11 protein-coding genes are annotated in these 18,330 nt (G+C 56.0%); 5 read left to right on the forward strand and 6 right to left on the reverse strand.

Going from position 1 to position 18,330, the window contains the following annotated elements:
- Positions 1–73: 73 nt before the first annotated feature.
- The 4 genes from Poly59_RS21660 (at position 74) to Poly59_RS21675 (ending at position 8,375) form a co-directional block, all read left to right on the forward strand.
- Positions 74–2,080 carry an NAD(+) synthase gene (locus Poly59_RS21660; RefSeq protein ID WP_146536215.1) on the forward strand — a complete coding sequence of 669 codons (2,007 nt, stop codon included), beginning with the start codon at positions 74–76 and terminating at the stop codon, positions 2,078–2,080.
- Positions 2,073–3,899 carry a serine/threonine protein kinase gene (locus Poly59_RS21665; RefSeq protein WP_186776440.1) on the forward strand — a complete coding sequence of 609 codons (1,827 nt, stop codon included), beginning with the start codon at positions 2,073–2,075 and terminating at the stop codon, positions 3,897–3,899. The genes Poly59_RS21660 and Poly59_RS21665 overlap by 8 nt, the downstream gene beginning before the upstream one ends.
- A 145-nt stretch (positions 3,900–4,044) precedes the next feature.
- Positions 4,045–6,888 carry a PSD1 and planctomycete cytochrome C domain-containing protein gene (locus tag Poly59_RS21670; RefSeq protein ID WP_146536217.1) on the forward strand — a complete coding sequence of 948 codons (2,844 nt, stop codon included), beginning with the start codon at positions 4,045–4,047 and terminating at the stop codon, positions 6,886–6,888.
- A complete protein-coding gene (locus Poly59_RS21675) occupies positions 6,888–8,375 on the forward strand; it encodes a DUF1501 domain-containing protein (protein WP_146536218.1) in 1,488 nt (495 codons plus the stop codon). The genes Poly59_RS21670 and Poly59_RS21675 overlap by 1 nt, the downstream gene beginning before the upstream one ends.
- A 22-nt stretch (positions 8,376–8,397) precedes the next feature.
- Here Poly59_RS21675 and pckA read toward each other — a convergent pair whose 3' ends face one another.
- The 6 genes from pckA to Poly59_RS21705 all read right to left on the reverse strand — a co-directional run bounded on the left by pckA (position 8,398) and on the right by Poly59_RS21705 (position 15,409).
- A complete protein-coding gene (gene pckA, locus Poly59_RS21680) occupies positions 8,398–9,984 on the reverse strand; it encodes a phosphoenolpyruvate carboxykinase (ATP) (RefSeq protein WP_146536219.1) in 1,587 nt (528 codons plus the stop codon).
- A 49-nt stretch (positions 9,985–10,033) separates the two neighbouring features.
- Complete coding sequence (locus Poly59_RS21685) at positions 10,034–11,077, reverse strand: NHL repeat-containing protein (protein WP_146536220.1); 1,044 nt, start codon at positions 11,075–11,077, stop codon at positions 10,034–10,036.
- Positions 11,078–11,176: 99 nt separating this feature from the next.
- Complete coding sequence (locus Poly59_RS21690) at positions 11,177–12,193, reverse strand: DUF1573 domain-containing protein (RefSeq protein WP_246151844.1); 1,017 nt, start codon at positions 12,191–12,193, stop codon at positions 11,177–11,179.
- A gap of 84 nt (positions 12,194–12,277) precedes the next feature.
- Positions 12,278–12,925, reverse strand: coding sequence for a Maf family protein (locus Poly59_RS21695; protein WP_146536847.1), 648 nt, complete (start codon positions 12,923–12,925; stop codon positions 12,278–12,280).
- Positions 12,926–12,999: 74 nt separating this feature from the next.
- Positions 13,000–13,686, reverse strand: a complete 687-nt coding sequence (locus Poly59_RS21700; protein WP_146536221.1) for a DUF3467 domain-containing protein — start codon at positions 13,684–13,686, stop codon at positions 13,000–13,002.
- 139 nt (positions 13,687–13,825) lie between these two features.
- The gene (locus Poly59_RS21705; protein ID WP_146536222.1) at positions 13,826–15,409 is read right to left on the reverse strand and encodes an ABC transporter permease; all 1,584 of its coding nucleotides are present in this window, start codon (positions 15,407–15,409) and stop codon (positions 13,826–13,828) included.
- 208 nt (positions 15,410–15,617) lie between these two features.
- Here Poly59_RS21705 and Poly59_RS21710 point away from each other — a divergent pair, with 208 nt between their 5' ends.
- Entirely contained in the window at positions 15,618–17,972 is a 2,355-nt protein-coding gene (locus Poly59_RS21710) for an ATP-dependent helicase (RefSeq protein ID WP_146536223.1), read from the forward strand.
- Positions 17,973–18,330: the final 358 nt, after the last annotated feature.

Here is an 18,330-nt window from a genome sequence, read left to right on the forward strand (position 1 = left end):
CTGAAGCCAGAAACGATGTTTCGGCTATACTGTCCGCTCGCATCTCTTGCCTCCCCTCAACCATCGTGTTCCCTTGAAAAACCACGGTTTCTTTCGAATCACCGCTGCCGCACCGACCACCTCGGTCGCTAATCCGGCCGCCAATGCCGCGGCGTCGATGCGGATGATCGATTCGGTCGATACCGACTTGATCGTCTTGCCGGAACTCGGTTTGACTGGTTACACGTGCGGCGATCTATTCGGGTCCGATGCTCTGCTGGATTCGGCGATGGACGCCTTGGCCGAGATTGCCGCGCACACATCGTTGCACCGGAAAATCGTGATCGTCGGATTGCCAATGGCCGTCGGCCCTTCGCTGATGAACGTCGCCGCCGTGATCGCCAATGGCAGCATCGAAGCGGTGATCCCCAAGACGTACTTGCCAACGTACCGCGAATTTTACGAAGGACGCCACTTTCGCGGCTCAACGTCAGCCGATCCGAAAACGATTGAACTGTTCGGCGACGAAGTCCCGTTCGGCACCGACATTCTGGTCCGGCACGGCGATGTGACGATCGCAGTCGAAATCTGCGAAGACTTTTGGACACCGATCCCACCGAGTTCACACGCTGCGATCGCGGGCGCCAATGTGTTGGTGAACTTGTCGGCAAGCAACGAAACGATTGGCAAAGCTTCCTGGCGTCGTGACTTGGTCCGCAGCCAATCGGGCCGCTGCATTGCTGCCTACGTTTATTCGTCGGCTGGACCAGGCGAGTCGACGTCGGACTTGGTGTTTGGCGGGCATTGCTTGATCGCTGAAAACGGCGGCATGCTGGGCGAATCTCGACGGGTTGGCGATGGAATCGAACCATCGCATGTCGAGCAAACCATCGTGACTCGCGACGTGGACCTCCACCGATTGGCTCACGACCGACGCGTGATCGGATCGTTCGACGACGCAATGACTGTCGTGCACCGCCAGTACCGAACTGTCACGGTCGAGTTTCCTGAAATCGATGAGGACTGGGGACCGCTGCCGCGAAAAAACTTGCTTCGACCTCTCGATGCTCATCCGTTCGTACCTGACCAGAGCGATGAACTGGAAGCTCGCTGCGCCGAGATTTTTGCGATCCAAACCGCGGGCCTGACCAAGCGTCTGTCGCGACTCGGGCCAACCACGAAACTTTCGATTGGAATCTCGGGCGGACTCGACAGCACGCTGGCGTTGCTGGTGGCACTTCGTGCCTGCGACGCGGTTGGCAAGTCACGTGCTGACATCGTCGGCGTCACGATGCCCGGTTTCGGAACGACGCAGCACACTCGTATGAGCGCCGATCAACTGATCGAAACGACCGAAATCTCGCCCGAGTGCATCGACATCCGGCGTTTGAGTCTGGACACGTTCTTGTCGCTCGGACATACGCCGCTGGGGGTTTCGATCAACAACGAAACCACGATCGACGAACTGCAAACGAAGTTAAATGACGTTGACGACGACGCAAAAGACTTAACGTTTGAAAACGTTCAAGCTCGGATTCGCACGATGCTGTTGATGAGCCGCGGATTCGTGCTGGGGACCGGCGATATGAGCGAACAGGCGCTCGGGTGGTCGACTTATAACGCAGACCATATGTCGATGTACAACGTCAACACGTCGGTGCCCAAGACGTTAGTTCAGTTCTTGGTACGGTTTGCTGCTGATCACTACTTCGACGGACCGCTGCGACAAGTCCTGCACCGCATCGCCGACACTCCGATCTCACCCGAACTGTTGCCACCACGCGCCGATGGGACGATTCGTCAGTCGACCGAAGCGACGGTGGGATCGTACGAGTTGCTTGACTTCTTTCTGTATCACTTTGTCCGCAACGGATCCGATCGCGACAAGATTCTGTTCTTGGCAAGCCATGCCAAGTTCGATCAAGCGTATGCACCGGAGCAAATCGAGAGAACGCTCGATGGGTTCATCAAACGATTTTTCTTCAATCAATTCAAACGCAACTGTGTACCCGACGGACCCAAAGTCGGTTCGGTAAGCCTGTCGCCTCGCGGCGACTGGCGGATGCCCAGTGATGCCGATGCGGATGCATTCGGTGAGTGATAACCGTACGAACCATCGCGATGCCAACGAACGACTGATTCGCGTGGCGGTTGAGCGGCAGATGATCACGTCGGAACAAGCGACGGAATTGCTTGATTTAGCCGAACGCAAGTCAGCGCCGGTCGGCCAAGTGGCGATCGAAGCGTCGATGATGTCGCCACCCCAAATCGAAATCGCAGAAGCGTTTGTGGACCCAGACGATCTTGCCCCCGGCTTTCGCCTTGTCGATGTGCTGGGACAGGGTGCGTTGGGCGTCGTCTATCGTGCTCATCAAGGACGACTACAGCGTGACGTCGCGATCAAAGCCATCATGCAAACGCGACTGCAGCAAAGCAATGTGCTGCAGCGTTTTCAAAAAGAGTCGGCCGCGATTGGACGCTTGCAACACCCCAATATCGTTTCGGCGTTTGATTCGGGGACCCACCAGGGGCGAGTCTTTTTGGTCATGGAATTGGTTCGCGGCATTGATTTGCGAATGCGGATCAAGCAAGGTCCGATACCGCTGTCGCACGCGTTGTCGATCGTGCGACAAACGGCATCCGGCTTGGCTCATGCGGCGTCGCACGAAATCATCCACCGCGACATCAAGCCGGCAAACTTGATGCTGACTGAAGTCTCCACAGGTTTTGACTTGCCGGTTGGAGTCCCGCTGGTGAAGATTGCCGACTTCGGCTTGGCCAGGCTCAACGACATTGGCTCTTCCGAAGACGCCGATCAATTGACCATGACCGGCACGACGCTTGGGACACCCATGTACTGTGCGCCCGAACAACTGACTGGCGATCCGGTTGATCACCGAGCCGACATCTATGCGCTCGGTGCAACGCTGTTTTCCGTTTTGTCGGGGGAAACACCATTCGAAGGCGGGACGACTCACAAACTGATCGCCGCCAAAATCATCGGCCAACCGCCACGCTACGATCGACTGCCCGAAAACCTACCGTCCGGCATGCATCAGTTGATTGCCGACATGATGCACCACGATCCCAACCAGCGGATCGGCGACTATACCGATTTGATTCGGCGGATCGACGAACAAATGGCCGGGCCAGACCTGGAAGACACGTTACTGATCGGCAGTTCGCGGCCGCCAAAACCAAAGCCTTCCCGGCGTGTTTGGCCGATCATTGCGGTTACAGGTGGACTCGTCGCGGCGGTGATTGCGGTGACGATGGCAGTGATCACAGGCAACCCGTTTCGAGAGACTCCGTTGACTCCGCCTGCTTCGCTGGAAACCGTGTGGTCCGAACCCCTTTTCGACGGCCAAAGCCTTGCCAGCTGGACAAATCATCAATCCGTTTGGAAGGTGACCGAGGACACCGAAGGATCAAGAGTGTTGGCGGGGAAGGGTAAGATATCGCGACGACTGGTACCGCTGCCACCCGATGTTGCGGCAACCGCGATAGCGTTGGGCCTGCGTGTGCGAGTGAACTTATTGACTGCCAAAGCAGCCGAGGTACAGTTTGCATTTGACGGTGATGATGTCACCACCGAGCCCCGCTGGGTCGTACGGCTAGATCCAGATCGCGCGATGCTTGGACATCGATCCGCAGTTGACGACAAACTTGACGTGTCCGGGTCGCTGCCCATCGAAACCGGCATATCGCCCGATGGGCCGAACTGGATCGAAGTCCAACTGCAGCAATATTCCGATCGCTGGTACGTACTTGTCGAAGGCAAACCGCTCGGCAGTTTCCTCAGCAACGCGTCGCTGGCGACAAACCAAATCCAGCTCGTCGCGATCGACGGTGAAGCGCATTTTTCAGACATCAGCACATTCGGACTGGAAGTCGATCGCACGTCAGAACCAGGCAGGTGATCCGCAGACGGATCGTCAGAACGAGACTGCGGAGACGAACTTGGCTTGATGTAGACAAATAACTCAATTCATTTTTTAGTTTGCGTCCATTTGAGTGTGTTAGAATGGAGGCTCGCGTAAATTCTTACCTTTATCAAACCAAGAAATGCTTGATCGCCGAATTTTCACCACGTTTTGCGCGATCGCCTTTGGGTCGATTTGCCATGCTTCGAATGTCGATTTTGGACGAGAAATCCGACCGCTGCTCAATGAACATTGCGTGGCTTGTCACGGCGGCGTGAAGAAAGCGGCGGATATCTCGTTCATTCATCGTGATGAGGCCCTATCAGTGATCGAACCGGGTGAACCCGAGTTCTCGCTTTTGATCGAGCGAATCATCACGACAGATCCTGATTCGATCATGCCACCGCCCGAGCACGGTCATCCGTTGACGAGCGAACAAATCAAGTTGTTCGAACGCTGGATCGCCGAGGGTGCGAATTGGCAACAACCTTGGTCGTATGAAAAACCGATCGCACCCGCGACGCCGGCCGTCGAAAAGGCTGACTGGTGCGACAGCCCGATCGACAACTTTGTTCTGCAGCGTCTGGAACAACTGTCGATCGCACCCGCGCCGGACGCATCGCCCGCCGAGTGGTTGCGACGCGCGACGTTAGACTTGACGGGGATTCCGCCTACACCGGCCCAGCATGAAGCTTTCTTGGCAAGTGTTTCATCCGATAGCAAAGCTGCCTATGCCGAGAAAGTGGACGAGCTGCTGAAGTCGCCAGGTTTCGGACACCGCTGGGCATCGGTTTGGCTAGACCAAATCCGATACGCCGATTCACGTGGGCTAGGTTTGGACGGTCGACGCGAGATCTGGAAGTACCGTGACTGGGTGATCAAGTCACTCAACAACGACATGCCGTTTGACGAATTCACGATCAAACAGATCGCTGGCGACCTGCTGCTCAACCCGACTATCGACGATCGCTTGGCAACCGCCGCAACTCGGCTGACTCAGACCAACGAAGAAGGTGGCACCGACGACGAAGAATTCCGGATCGCCGCGGTGCTGGATCGTGTCAGCACGGTTTGGCAAACTTGGCAAGGGATCACGTTCGGCTGCGTCCAATGCCACAGCCACCCGTATGACCCAATCAATCACGACGAGTTCTACAAGTTCGCTGCGTTTTTTAACAACTCGGTCGATTGCGATTTGAACGAAGAGTACCCACTGCTGAGCGTGCCGCTCGACGACAAGGATCTGGCCCGAGCCGGCGAACTGGACAATCAAATTGCCAAATTGAAGGAATCGATCTGGCAAAGCGAACATGCAATTGTCAGCGGCGACGAATCCGACTGGTGGCCACTCGATAAGTTCACTTCGGCAGCGAATCTCCAAACGCAAGTGAAAACAGAAGTACGCGATGGTCATACCGAATTCGCGACGCTCGACACGCTGTCGGCTGGCACCGTAATCACGATCGATGCAACCTTAGGCGATCAACACCAATCGATGTCAGCGATCCGCACAACTTTCCTGCCACGCAATCCCGAAACGGCTAAAGCGGATTCTGAATGGGGGTTCATGGTGTCGCACTTTGAAGCGACGTTGATCGCAGCCGATGGGACGCGATCGGCGATTGAATTGGCCCGAGTGATCGGCGATGAACCGCACCCGCTGAAAGATCCCGAACAAAGTCTGAACGCGAAAAACAACGACGGCTTCTCGGCCTACAGTCGCATTCATCACGCTCGCGCGGCAACTTTTGTTTTCAAAACGCCTGTTGAGTTGCCTGCCGGTTCACACTTGGAATTGAAATGGTCTAACAAAGCACAGATGCTTGGCGCGTTTCCGCTGGTGACTCGTCGCGGATACTTCGACGCATCCGGCAATCCGGACCTGATCGAACAACTTGCCAATGACGAACTGGCTTCGCTTCGCAAAGACCTAAAACGCCTCGCCGACGAACGAAGAACAATCAAATCCAGTCGCACTCCCGTGATGGCAGAGCGGCCCGAAAACCTCAAACGACCGACTCACGTGTTCATTCGTGGGCTGTTCCTGACCAAAGGCGAAGAAGTCACGCCAGAGATCCCGGTGGCGTTTGGCCAGCTACCTGCGGACGCGACAAAAGATCGATTGGCGCTGGCGAAGTGGTTGGTGTCGCCTGAAAACCCCCTGACATCGCGTGTCGCCGTCAACCGAGTTTGGGCACGGATGTTTGGGATCGGATTGGTCGCGACCGAAGAAGACTTTGGCACCAGCGGCGAAGCCCCGTCACATCCCCAGTTGCTGGACTACTTGGCGACCGAGTTTTCGACTCACCAAGGATTCAGCATGAAGAAGCTGATTCGCTCGATCGTGTTGTCTCACACCTACCGACAAACCGCAGCGATTCGTCCAGAAATTCAAGCTGACGATCCTGACAACCGTTTGATGGCCCGCGGACCGCGATTCCGAATGCCGGCTGAAATGGTTCGCGACCAAGCGTTGGCTGCTTCGGGATTGTTGACCGACAGCTTTGGTGGCAAACCTGTTTTCCCGCCCATCCCCGACGGCGTTTGGAAACCGTTTTCGGGTGACAAATGGGACACTGCTGGTCCCGACGACCCGAATCGGTATCGCCGCAGCATTTACACCTACACCAAACGCAGCATTCCGTATCCGATGATGTCGACCTTCGACGCGCCGTCACGTGAATTCTGCAACCCGCGCCGCTTGCGATCCAATACTCCTCTGCAAGCGTTGATCACGCTCAACGACGTGACGTTTGTGGAGTGCACCGAAGCACTTGCCAAACAAATGGAAGCCCACGGCAAAACGATCGATGAAAAACTGAGCTACGGATTTTTGGCGATGACAAGCCGCGAACCGGACACTTCGGAACTCGCGTCGCTCGAAAAACTATTCCTGCAATCGATGAAAGAAGAATCCAGCCCAGCCGAAGCGATGACTGATGTGGCTTCGGTTTTGATGAACCTTGACGAGATCATGAGCAAGTAATGAAACGACGAGAAACGATCGACCAGCAGTATCTGCGTCAAACGCTCGAAGAACGAACGCGTCGCCATTTCTTGCGTGACTCGGCGACCGGTCTTGGCGCGTTATGGATGGCCACCCAGTCGTCCAACACTAACGCCGCTTTTTTGCCAAACCACCAACCCGATAACCCGCTTAGCCCCGTCGCGCCTCCGTTGCCGGCAAAGGTCAAGCGAGTGATCTACTTGCACATGGTTGGCGCACCGAGCCAGTTGGAACTGTTCGACTATAAGCCGGACCTGAAAGAGCTGGACGGCCAAGATTGCCCGCAATCGTTCTTGGAAGGCAAGCGTTTCGCGTTCATCAATGGAACCCCCAAAATGCTGGGGCCTCAGTTTCCGTTCAAGCAATACGGCGAATCGGGTGCTTGGTTTTCCGACCGCATGCCGCACTTGGCCCAGCATGCCGACGACCTGTGCTTCATCAAAACGATGCAGACCGACCAGTTCAACCACGGTCCCGCTCAACTGATGGTTCACACCGGAACGGCACAAATGGGTTCGCCCTCGATCGGATCATGGGTGACCTGGGGGCTCGGTTCCGAGAACGCCGACTTACCCGGATTCATCGTCTTGCTTTCCGGTGGCCGGTTGCCTCGCGTCGGGAAAGCATTGTGGGGATCAGGTTTCTTGCCGTCAGTTTACCAAGGTGTTCAGTGCCGATCGCAGGGTGATCCGGTGCTGAACGTGTCCAATCCATCCGGTGTTAGCCGAGCCGATCGTCGCCGTGTGCTGGACACGCTGGACGAGCTGAACCGGCATGCTCATGAAACATTCGGTGACCCTGAAACGCTAACACGCATTGCCCAGTACGAGATGGCTTTCCGGATGCAGACGGCTGCGCCGGAGGTGATGGATCTAAACAAAGAGTCCGCAGAAACACTGGAAGCCTACGGCGCTGACCCGAACAAAGAATCGTTTGCCAACAATTGCTTGCTGGCACGGCGGTTAGTCGAAAATGGAGTCCGGTTTGTGCAACTGTACGACTGGGGCTGGGACACGCACGGGTCGAACAAGAGTGAAGCTCTTGAATTCGGCTTGGTCGATAAATGCACCCAAACGGATAAGCCGATTGCCGCGCTGCTGGCGGACTTGAAAGCCCGCGGGCTGATGGAAGACACGCTGGTGATCTGGGGTGGCGAATTTGGCCGGACACCGATGCGTGAAAACCGCGGCGGTAAGGAAATGGCGTTCATGGGTCGCGATCACAGCCCCGATGCGTTCACAATCTGGATGGCCGGTGCAGGCGTCAAAGCGGGCTACACCCACGGCATCACCGATGACGTCGGATACACGGCGGCCGTCGATCCGGTGCAGGTGCGTGACATGCACGCAACGCTTCTACACTTGATGGGATTCGACGCTCCGAAATTCAGCTACCCGTTCAAAGGACTGAATCAGAAACTAACGGGCGTGAAAGAATCACGCGTAGTGAAAGAAATCTTGACTTAGGTACCTATTCAGACAATGGGCCTCAGACAACTGGTCCGGCGTTCTTGATCGCGTCGCTTGCGCCGGATTCAAACGTTTTGAAATTCTGCTGGAACAAGCCAGCGAGTTTCTTGACACTGGCGTCATAGGCAGCCTTGTCTGCCCAAGCGTCGCGAGGCGATAGGATTTCGGAAGGAACGCCGTCGCACGTTATTGGCACTTTCAGTCCAAAGACCGCATCGGTTTGCGTTTCGGCTTCACCCAGCGAACCGCTGTGGATCGCGTCGATGATGGCCCGCGTGTGCTTCAAACTCATTCGTTTGCCGACACCGTATGGGCCGCCCGCCCAACCCGTGTTGACCAACCACGCCTTCGCGCCGTGCTTTTGAATCTGTTCGGCCAACAGTTCGGCATACTTAGCCGGGTGCCAAACGAGGAACGCGGCACCAAAGCAGGCACTGAACGTCGCAGTCGGTTCGTTCACATTCATCTCTGTCCCCGCGGTCTTCGCCGTGTAACCGCTGATGAAGTGGTACATCGCTTGTTCGGTCGTCAACTGCGACACAGGCGGCAGAACACCGAACGCGTCACAGGTCAAGAAAATGATGTTCTTAGGGTGCGGCCCGACGCAAGGGATCTTGGCGTTCTCGATAAAGTCGATCGGGTAAGCCACGCGAGTGTTTTCGGTGATCGACGCGTCGTCGTAATTGACCTCGTGAGTCGTCTCGTCGAAAACAACGTTTTCCAGCACCGCGCCATAACGAATCGCGTCGAAAATCTCTGGCTCGTTCTCCTGCGACAAGTGAATGACTTTTGCGTAACAGCCGCCTTCGATATTGAAAACGCCTTTGTCTGACCAGCAATGCTCGTCGTCGCCAATCAGTTGCCGATGCGGATCGGTCGACAAAGTGGTTTTGCCGGTCCCGGACAGCCCAAAGAACAAAGTCAGATCATCCTCAGACGCTTGATTGGCGCTGCAGTGCATACTGAGCACGCCCCGCTTTGGCATCAAGTAGTTCATCACCGTGAAGACGCCCTTCTTCATTTCGCCGGCGTACTGAGTCCCCAGGATCACCAGTTCGCCCGTTTCGATCGACAAGTCAATGCTCGTCTTGCTGGTCATTTGGGCGGTATGCGGATTGGCGGGGAATGCACCCGCGTTGAAAATAACAATGTTGGGATCGCCAAAACTTGCAAGCTGTTCTGCGGTTGGCCGAATCAACATGTTGTGCATGAACAAGGCGTGATAGGCACTCTCGGCAATCACTCGAACCTTGATGCGGTGATCGGGATCCCAACCCGCGAAACCGTCGAACACATAGATCGCGTCGCGTGTGTTGAGATAGTCGATTGCCCGTTGACGGTTGATCGTGAACGACCGGTCGGCCAACCGGATGTTGACGTCTCCCCACCAAATGTCGTCCGTCGAATCTGGGTGATCGACGATCCGTTTGTCTTTCGGGCTGCGTCCAGTCTTGTCGCCGCTGCGTGTGGCAAGCGCGCCAGACGCTGCGATGACCGCGTGATTTCCAGCGATGGCGAACTCATACAATCGCGCCGGGGTCGCGTTGTGAATGATGTTGGAAACGTTAAGACCGTAGCCAGACAAATCAATCGGATTGACGCTCATGGAACACTGCTAAATCGAGTCGGCGAAATGAAATCTTTCGCCAGCAAGTTTAGCGCCGAGAGCGTCGTGTGGCGACCCGGCGTCGCTTACAAAGAACCGTCGCGGCAAAAACCGAAAGCACCGCCATCGTGGTTGGCTCAGGAACCGCCACGACTGCTGTTGCAAAGGCCGCGAACAATCGCGGCGGCGGCGATGGCCCGGACGTGCTAGCGTCGAACGCGAACTGAGTCGAAAAACTTGTGTTGGTAAAGAACACTTGGTTATCAATCCCGGAAACCATCAAGTTTCCGCTCGCATCGATGTCGATGTCATACAGACCGGTCGCGTCGATGATGTTTGCGGTCGAAACGATGTTACCGGCCGCATCAAGTTTCAGAATTTCGTCGTTGCCATGAACGGCAAAGTAGTTGCCCAACCCATCCGCCACCAATCCATTCAGACTGAGCCCGGAGGTCGCGGTCGGCAAATTGATTTGATCCAATCGCAACAACGTGTTGGGATCGTAAACGTTTAGCACTGTCGGCGAAGATGTCGCGGACGTGCTTTCGGTTCCCAACGCATAGAGCCGACCGTCGAAACCGAAGTTCAAGTCGTTGGCAATGAAGTCGGTGGCAAATCGCGTCGATGTGAATCCACTTGCCGCATCAAACCGTAAAATACCTTGCTCATTGCGAGCCCCCACGGGCTGGTCGGCAACGAACACCTGGGCGCCGATTGCCGCGACCGTGCCCCGGTTGAGGACGTTGCCGATCGCAAAACCGGTACCCGGCCCGGACCGATCCGTTTGGACGCCGGTCGCTTGGTCAATCGTTGACAGAGACGGGTTGAAGGTGCCGTTGAACACGTGAATGTTGCCCAGCGTGTCCACTGCGATGTCGCGCGGCACCTCGGTGCTGCCTGCACCGGCGTCATCAGCGACCGTAAACGCTTGAATAAAAAGTCCAGCGCTCGTGAACTCGCGAAGCGTATTTGTGTTGACGTCCATGACCAACACATTGCCCGGCGTCACGATAGCGGCGCCAAGCTGTGCTGGAGCAACGCTAAGCAGAAACGCAAACGACAACGCGCCAGCGATGCAAAATTGACGGGACATCTTTCAGACTCGGCACATCAAGGATCGGAAACACAAAGCTCTCCCGTAGTCAGGAAAAGCTAGCGGTCCAGTATAGTCCCTAAGACGTGACCAGTGGCGTTATTGCGAAACCGTTCCGGTGACCACGCACGAAGTAGCTCGTTTCCCGGGCAAGTTTGTGACAATTCGGATTTCTTGCGAAATCGGCGTGTCCGTACCGTCGCCGGTGTAGACCAGCTTGACCATGTGCAGCTTTTTCGAACCGACCGGGACAACGAACTTGAATCGTTCATCGCTGCATTCAACATCGGAAATCTCAAACGGCTCTTCGCCACGGACTATCAGCTTCTTCTCGACCGATCCGTTGGGCTGGGTCGTCCCCAAACTGACCGCTTCGGGCGAAACGTTGACCGGCGGACGAACTCGACCCGAAATCGACATTTCGGTCGTCGGAAAACTGCGGTCATTGCTGATCAGCGTCAAGCGTTCACGAATTTCGCCGTCGCTCATCTCACCGTTCATTCGAACCGACATGCGGTAACGAACTTGGTTTGATGTTCGTTCTGCGGGATCCAAACGGACTCGTAAATCAGAACAATGGCTGCGAACGTCGATGATTTCCCAGCTGGGGTTTCCGTTGTGCGTGATCATGACTTCGCGTTCACGTTCTTCGCCGGCCGGAACGTCACCGAAAGCGACTTCCGGCGGATCAAACGTGATGTCAGTGCGAATGAATCCGCTGACGTTCAATTGGACTTCGGCGTACTTGGGACGATCAAACACGACGGTGATCGTCGCGGCCTTTTGACCGATGAAGCTGCTGGTGTTGAAGGTCGCGACAACCGCCGCCGTTTCGTGAGTCTGCAGGGTATCCGCGGTCAACGTTGGCGTGGTGCATCCGCAACTGGTGCGAACCGCCGCCACGTGGACTTCTTCATTGTAGATATTGGTGAAATCAAAGTGGTATTCGCACTTGGTTCCTCGTCCGACCGTGCGGAACTCATGCTTCTTTTCTTTGAACATCTTGTCGGCGTAGTTGTCCGCTGACGCTGTTGTTGGACTTAATGTCTGGCAAACAGCCGCTACCAACGCAACAACCAAGAATTTCGACCATTCGCGACGTTCAAAACGCACCATCATTCCATACCGGTGAGAGGGGGAAGGGATAATCTAAAGCCACTGGATTCCGCCATCCGCGCAGGTTAACACGAACCGCAAATTTCACCCAGGTGGATCAGAGCTTCCGGTAGTTACCGTTTCGGCAACTTCGAGGAAATTTTCCAGTAATTCCGATAATCGCTCCATCGGAAGCCCCACGACGTTGCTGACGCTGCCGTCGCCGATCACCTGCAACCAGTCATTTCCATCCTGGTATCCGAACGCTCCCGCTTTGCCTTCCCAAAGCATCGAGTCCAGATAATCTTCCAACATCTGCTCGGTCAGCTTCTGCATTTTCAACTCAGTCCGGACCACGTCGACGACACACATTTCGTGTTTCACAGACCAAACGCAAACGCCGGTGTAAACGTCGTGCTTGCGACCGCTCAGCAAACGCAACGTGGTTTCAGCATGATCTTGATCGTGCGGTTTACCCAAAATTTGCCCCAGACACGACGCCACCGTATCGGCTGCGATGATCAGCCCCGTGTCAACTTTGGTGGCGATGTCGGCCGCTTTGCGATACGCATAGCGAGCAACCATTTCCGGTGCCGTTTCGCGGCTGCACATCCCACACTCGGCTTCGTCCGAAGCGACCTGGACCGAATAGTCGTATCCAGCCGCAGTCAGCAACTGAGCACGGCGCGGCGAACCGCTGGCCAAAATCAACGGCTCGTCGGTTGGCAATTCCGCACGTGGCAGGTTCCGCATCAACGGCAAGTCTTCGGTGGGTTTCATCGCAGCGATTGTTTTGAAAATGGGAGACTTGAAATCAGAGACGCTCGTTACGCCGGTGGCGCGGGATCATCATCGGATTGCGGTGGCGGGTCCGACGGTGGTGCATCGGATGACGGCGGGCTGTCGTTTCCCGTATCCGCAGGCGGCGGAAGCTCGGGTGGTGGATTCGCGCCGGCTTGCTGACGTTGCTCTAACTGTTTGACGGCACCGCGCAGCGATTCAAGCAATCGTGGTACTTGGCCGGCCGCGACAAACACGCGCGCACTGACCGCCGACTGTGGAAAGAAGCTGGTCAGAAAGTCCAAACCAAACTCACTCGCGCCGTGACCGATCATCACGCCGTTGGCGTACACGCCGCTGAGCACTTCGTCGGGCAACTTCAGGTCGTCGTAGATTTCCTGCGGCGACGGCCTGCGCTGGTTTGGGTTAGGCGGCTGGACCGGTGGTGCTTGTGGATTGCCGAAGCGACCCTTGTACAGTTCCAAGTTCGTATTGAGCGCGTCAATGAACTGAGGCATCACCGGATGCGGAATCACGACTCGCTTGGCCACTTTGTGCGGACGTCCGATCGTCTGCAAAAAGTCAACGATATATTCATTCGGCCCCGTCATCACGATCGCGCCGGTGCTGAAGCAACCGTCGGCGACGTTTTCGGGAACGCGAGCACGTACAGCAGGATTATTGTCGCTCGATTGCGGTGGCTCGGGCGATGGTGGATTGGAGTCCGAAGTCATGCGGCGATACGTGCTGGATCAGAGAGTTGAAGTGGCCCGAACAAAAGCGGTCCCTCATTCTAAACGGCTCGTCGAGCTTGCCACACCCCAGCTTGCCACATACCAACCCAGCGATCCTAGCGGCGAAGCTATCGCTATCTCAACTTTCCAGTTCTTCTCGCACTCGCTGCGGCGTCGCCGTTCGCCGCGGCATCACCAATTCGGGCGATGCCAACAGAGTCGCAAAGAACGCCAGCGTGGCCACCACGACGACAACGTTGATCGTCCAAACCGAATTGCGGCCCGTCACGATTTCTCCCAGCGTCCAGGCCCAGTTCGTGATCTGCCAACCGGAATAGGAATACGAACGATAATCGTTCAAATGCAATCCGATTGAATAAGGAACGATCGCCGCCAACATCGCAACGGCGACCAGTGCCGCGATGCCAATTTCTGCTCTCGGATTGTTTCGAATCCGAATGATTGCCACCAGCCATCGAACAACCACAAGAAAACCGACCAAGTAGGCGGAATAGCCGACGCAAAGTTGCTTCAACATGCCGGTCACGATCGTCGTTCGTCCGCCCGCAAACTGGCCAGCCAAATCAATGCCGATCACAACCGCCGCAGTGATCACAACAATGTTCACGACGGAAAATACTAGCCCGCTGGCCGGTCCCGGCGTCAACCAAGTCAACGTCGCTCGCGCAAGTAGGCTGCTTGGCAATTCGCGTCGGACTCGCGGCGTCATCGTTGACGATTCGCCCGTGAACATGCTGCTGCACAACGTCCACAACCCGGCCAATCCCGTCGCCGCCATCGACGAAATCGCAATTCCTGCATCGTCGTCCAGCATTTTGATCGCCAACATGCAAAGCCCCAGCACAACCGCCGATACGATCATCAACGACACTCGCAGGTGCGTCGACCGGTTCTCGCTTTCGGGCGTCAATTGAGCTGCCGTCGCAGTCAGGAACAAATGTCCCAGTGCCAGGCTTAGCGAGATCGTCGCAATCACAGCCAACAACACCTGCTCTCCCGTCAACGGATTGCCTTCCAAAATCATCCCGATCACCAGAAAACCAATGGTCCATTCGGCCATCAACAACATGCCCATCACCGCCAACAGAGTCGTGATCCGGCCAGTACGAGTGCGGGCAACCGGCGCAAAGAACAAAGCGACAATCGTCAACTCGATCGCCGACACCAACAGGATCCCCATCATCAACAAAGTCGTCGGCAGGTCGACACCGCGAAGTGTGTAGGCATACGCAACACACGGAAACAACGCCACAAAATAAAGCAGCATCTGCAACATCGCGCTAGCCAACTTACCCAGCACAATTTGCCAGGGACTCAGCACCGTAATCGACAACAGCTCGAGCGTCCCGTCATCGATTTCGCCTTCAAGCGACCGGTACGCCGCCAACGGGACGACGATCAGCATTGGCAGCGCAAGAACCAAGTAGTAGCCAATCAGCATCCGTGGCGCTGACGGCGACGTGTAAATCTGTGGCATCATCGACAGGCTGCCGATGATCGTCCAAGCCAGCGCGGCAACCAACAATACCGAGAACGTGATCACGAACTGGCGACTCTTCAGCGCCTGACGAGTCTCTTTGACCAAAATTGGATTCAGAGCATCGCCAATCCGTTCGCACCACGCGTCGAGCCGGTCCAATCGGCTGGCTTGCGGCGATTCGGGAATCACATCAACGGTGGGATCGGTCGTGATCGATGTCATGGCGAACAGGATAAGAAAAGGTGCATGGATTTCGACTGACCGTATCGTACAACGCCGGGCGGCGGCACGTGGGAATCGTCCGAAAATCGCAGCAGACCCTGTGTTCGCAATCGCTGCGCGGGCGTTAAACGAAACCGGGGGCGCGGGTATAGTGATGGACAGAGTTGCGGATTTTCCTGGCTAGAAACGGACGATGAGGACGGTGGGTATGGACGCGATTTTCAAGAATCTGACCGAGGCACAGCGCGAGGCAGTCGCTCACGTCGACGGTCCCATGCTGATTTTGGCGGGACCCGGATCCGGAAAGACTCGCGTTGTCACCCACCGGATCGCCAACATGATCCAACAAGGTGTCCAGCCGTGGCAGATCGCGGCGCTGACATTTACGAACAAAGCCGCCGACGAAATGCGGTTGCGAGTCAATGCGTTGGCACCGAACCAACCCGTTTGGATGGGCACGTTCCACCGCTTTTGTGCCCAACAACTGCGCCGCTACGCGACGATGGTCGGGCTGCAAGAAAATTACTCGATCTACGACACGTCCGATTCAAAACAAGCGATGAAACGGGCGGTCTTAGCCGCCGGTGTCTCGACCACTCACGCATCGCCCGATCAGATCGCTTCAGCAATCAGCGATGCCAAAAACCGTTTGATGACGCCTGAAATGATGCTGGGCCAGACACTGCGTCCGCTCGACACATTGGCGGCCAAGGTTTACCCGATCTATCAACAGCAATTGTTGACGGCCAACGCCGTCGACTTCGACGATCTGCTGCTGCACGTCGCCAACTTGTTGCGTGAGAACCCGGAACTGCGCAGCGAGATGGACCGAAAGTTCAAATACATCTTGGTTGACGAGTATCAGGACACCAATTTGGCTCAGTACGCGATCGTTCGCGCCCTTTCGATTGATCAACCCAACCTCGCCGTCACCGGGGATCCCGACCAATCGATTTATGGCTGGCGAGGCGCCGACCTGAACAACATCCTGGATTTCGAAAAAGATTATCCGTCGGTAAAAACGGTTCGGCTAGAAAAAAACTATCGCAGCACGCCAAACATTCTGCGCGCCGCCGATCAATTGATTCGGCACAACCGACGTCGCAAAGCGAAAGACCTGTTCACCGATCATCCCGAAGGTGACGCGGTGATTTTGAGGATGTTCGAGGACGGCTATCAGGAAGCCGATGGCATTGCGGATGAGATCATTCGCGCGATCACCGACGAAGGAATGAAGCCGTCCGACTTTGCGATTTTCTGTCGCATGAACGCACTGACACGTTCGCTCGAACACGCGCTGCGTAGCCGTTCGCTGCCGTACCAAATCATCAACGGCGTCGAGTTTTATCAGCGACGTGAAATCAAAGACTTGCTGGCTTACCTGCACCTGATCAACAACCCCAGCCACGATGTGGCGCTGATGCGGGTGATCAACACGCCGACGCGAGGCATCGGAAATCGCACGGTGGAACGAATCCGCGATTTTGCGGATTACAACGCGATTCCCATGCTAGAGGCGGCTCGGCGAGCCAACGAAATCGAGGGCTTGGCGAAGCGTGCGATCACGATGATCGGCAAGTTCATCAAGATTTACGACCGATTGGCGATCAAGGCAAACTCGTCACTGGAAGACATGATCCGCTATCTAGTTACGGAAACGGAATACGAAGCGTATTTGGAAAAGACAGCCGTCGAACAACAAGACGCCAACCCGATGTCGAACGTCGACGAACTGATCACAGCGGCTGTAGAATTCGACCGCCAACACCCCGACGACGGATCGCTAGAAGCGTTCTTGGAACAAGTCGCCTTGGTCTCCGACACGGACTCGATCGACGGCGAAACCGACCGGGTCACGATCATGACGTTGCACGCTTCGAAGGGACTGGAGTATCCGCGAGTGTTCATCATCGCGGTCGAAGATGACCTGCTGCCGCACAAGCGATCCAAGGAAACCGACGCTCAGTTCGAAGAGGAACGGCGTCTGTTGTTCGTCGGCATCACGCGAGCGAAGGAGTGGCTGCAGATGAGTTGTTGCAAGCGGCGCGCGATTCGCGGCGATACTCGGCCCGTCATCCCCAGTCCGTTCCTGAACGAGTTGCCGCTTGATGAAATGAAGCGGATCGAAAGCACCGGAAATCGCGATTGGTTTGACGAGGAAGAAGACAGCTACGACCAGTCCTATCCCGATTCGTGGGACTTGCCCGACGAAGGAGAACCGACCAGTGACACCATCGCGGAATCAGCACCGATCGTTGCACCGGCGGGTTTCGAGATCGACGAAATTTCGCAGTTGCCTCAAGAAGAACTGGCCGCAGCGGTGAAGCCCAAAAAGAAAAACAACGTGATCGTAGCCGGATTAAAAACGGGCGCGGATCTGTTGGCTGGCGGCGCACCGCCATTGATGAGTTACCGCGAGGGGACTCAGGTCCGCCACGCCGAACATGGCGAAGGCACGATCATCGAAGTCACCGGCCGCGGCCCCAAGCGAACGGCCAAAGTTCAGTTCGACCACGGCGAACATAGCTTCCGTTTGGCGTACGCAAAACTGGAAGTTCTGTAGGGACACAAAAAAACCGGCCGACAGCCTTTTTCAGACTGCCGACCGGCTTTATGGTTGCTTCGACCTTTCGGCGGCAAAATGGAGCCGCTGGGAGAAACGCGAAGATCTCGACGTGCTTCTGCACAAGTCTTTAAGTGATCTAGGCGAACCCTAAAAATGATCCCTCTGCCGAAAACTACTGGGCCGAAGCAGGCGCTGGCTTTGTTCAAAGCCAACGCCTTTATTTTAGACTCACGTAAGCGGTCAGCAAAGGCATCGACAGAACTTTCGCGTCAGATGAAGTCCGATTGAGAAAGTTTTGTACTTTTTTGATGCCGACTCTCTGCCTGGACTTCCACGTCTTCGAGATCGTTCGGAA

It is taken from the genome of Rubripirellula reticaptiva (assembly GCF_007860175.1).
GTDB lineage: Bacteria > Planctomycetota > Planctomycetia > Pirellulales > Pirellulaceae > Rubripirellula > Rubripirellula reticaptiva.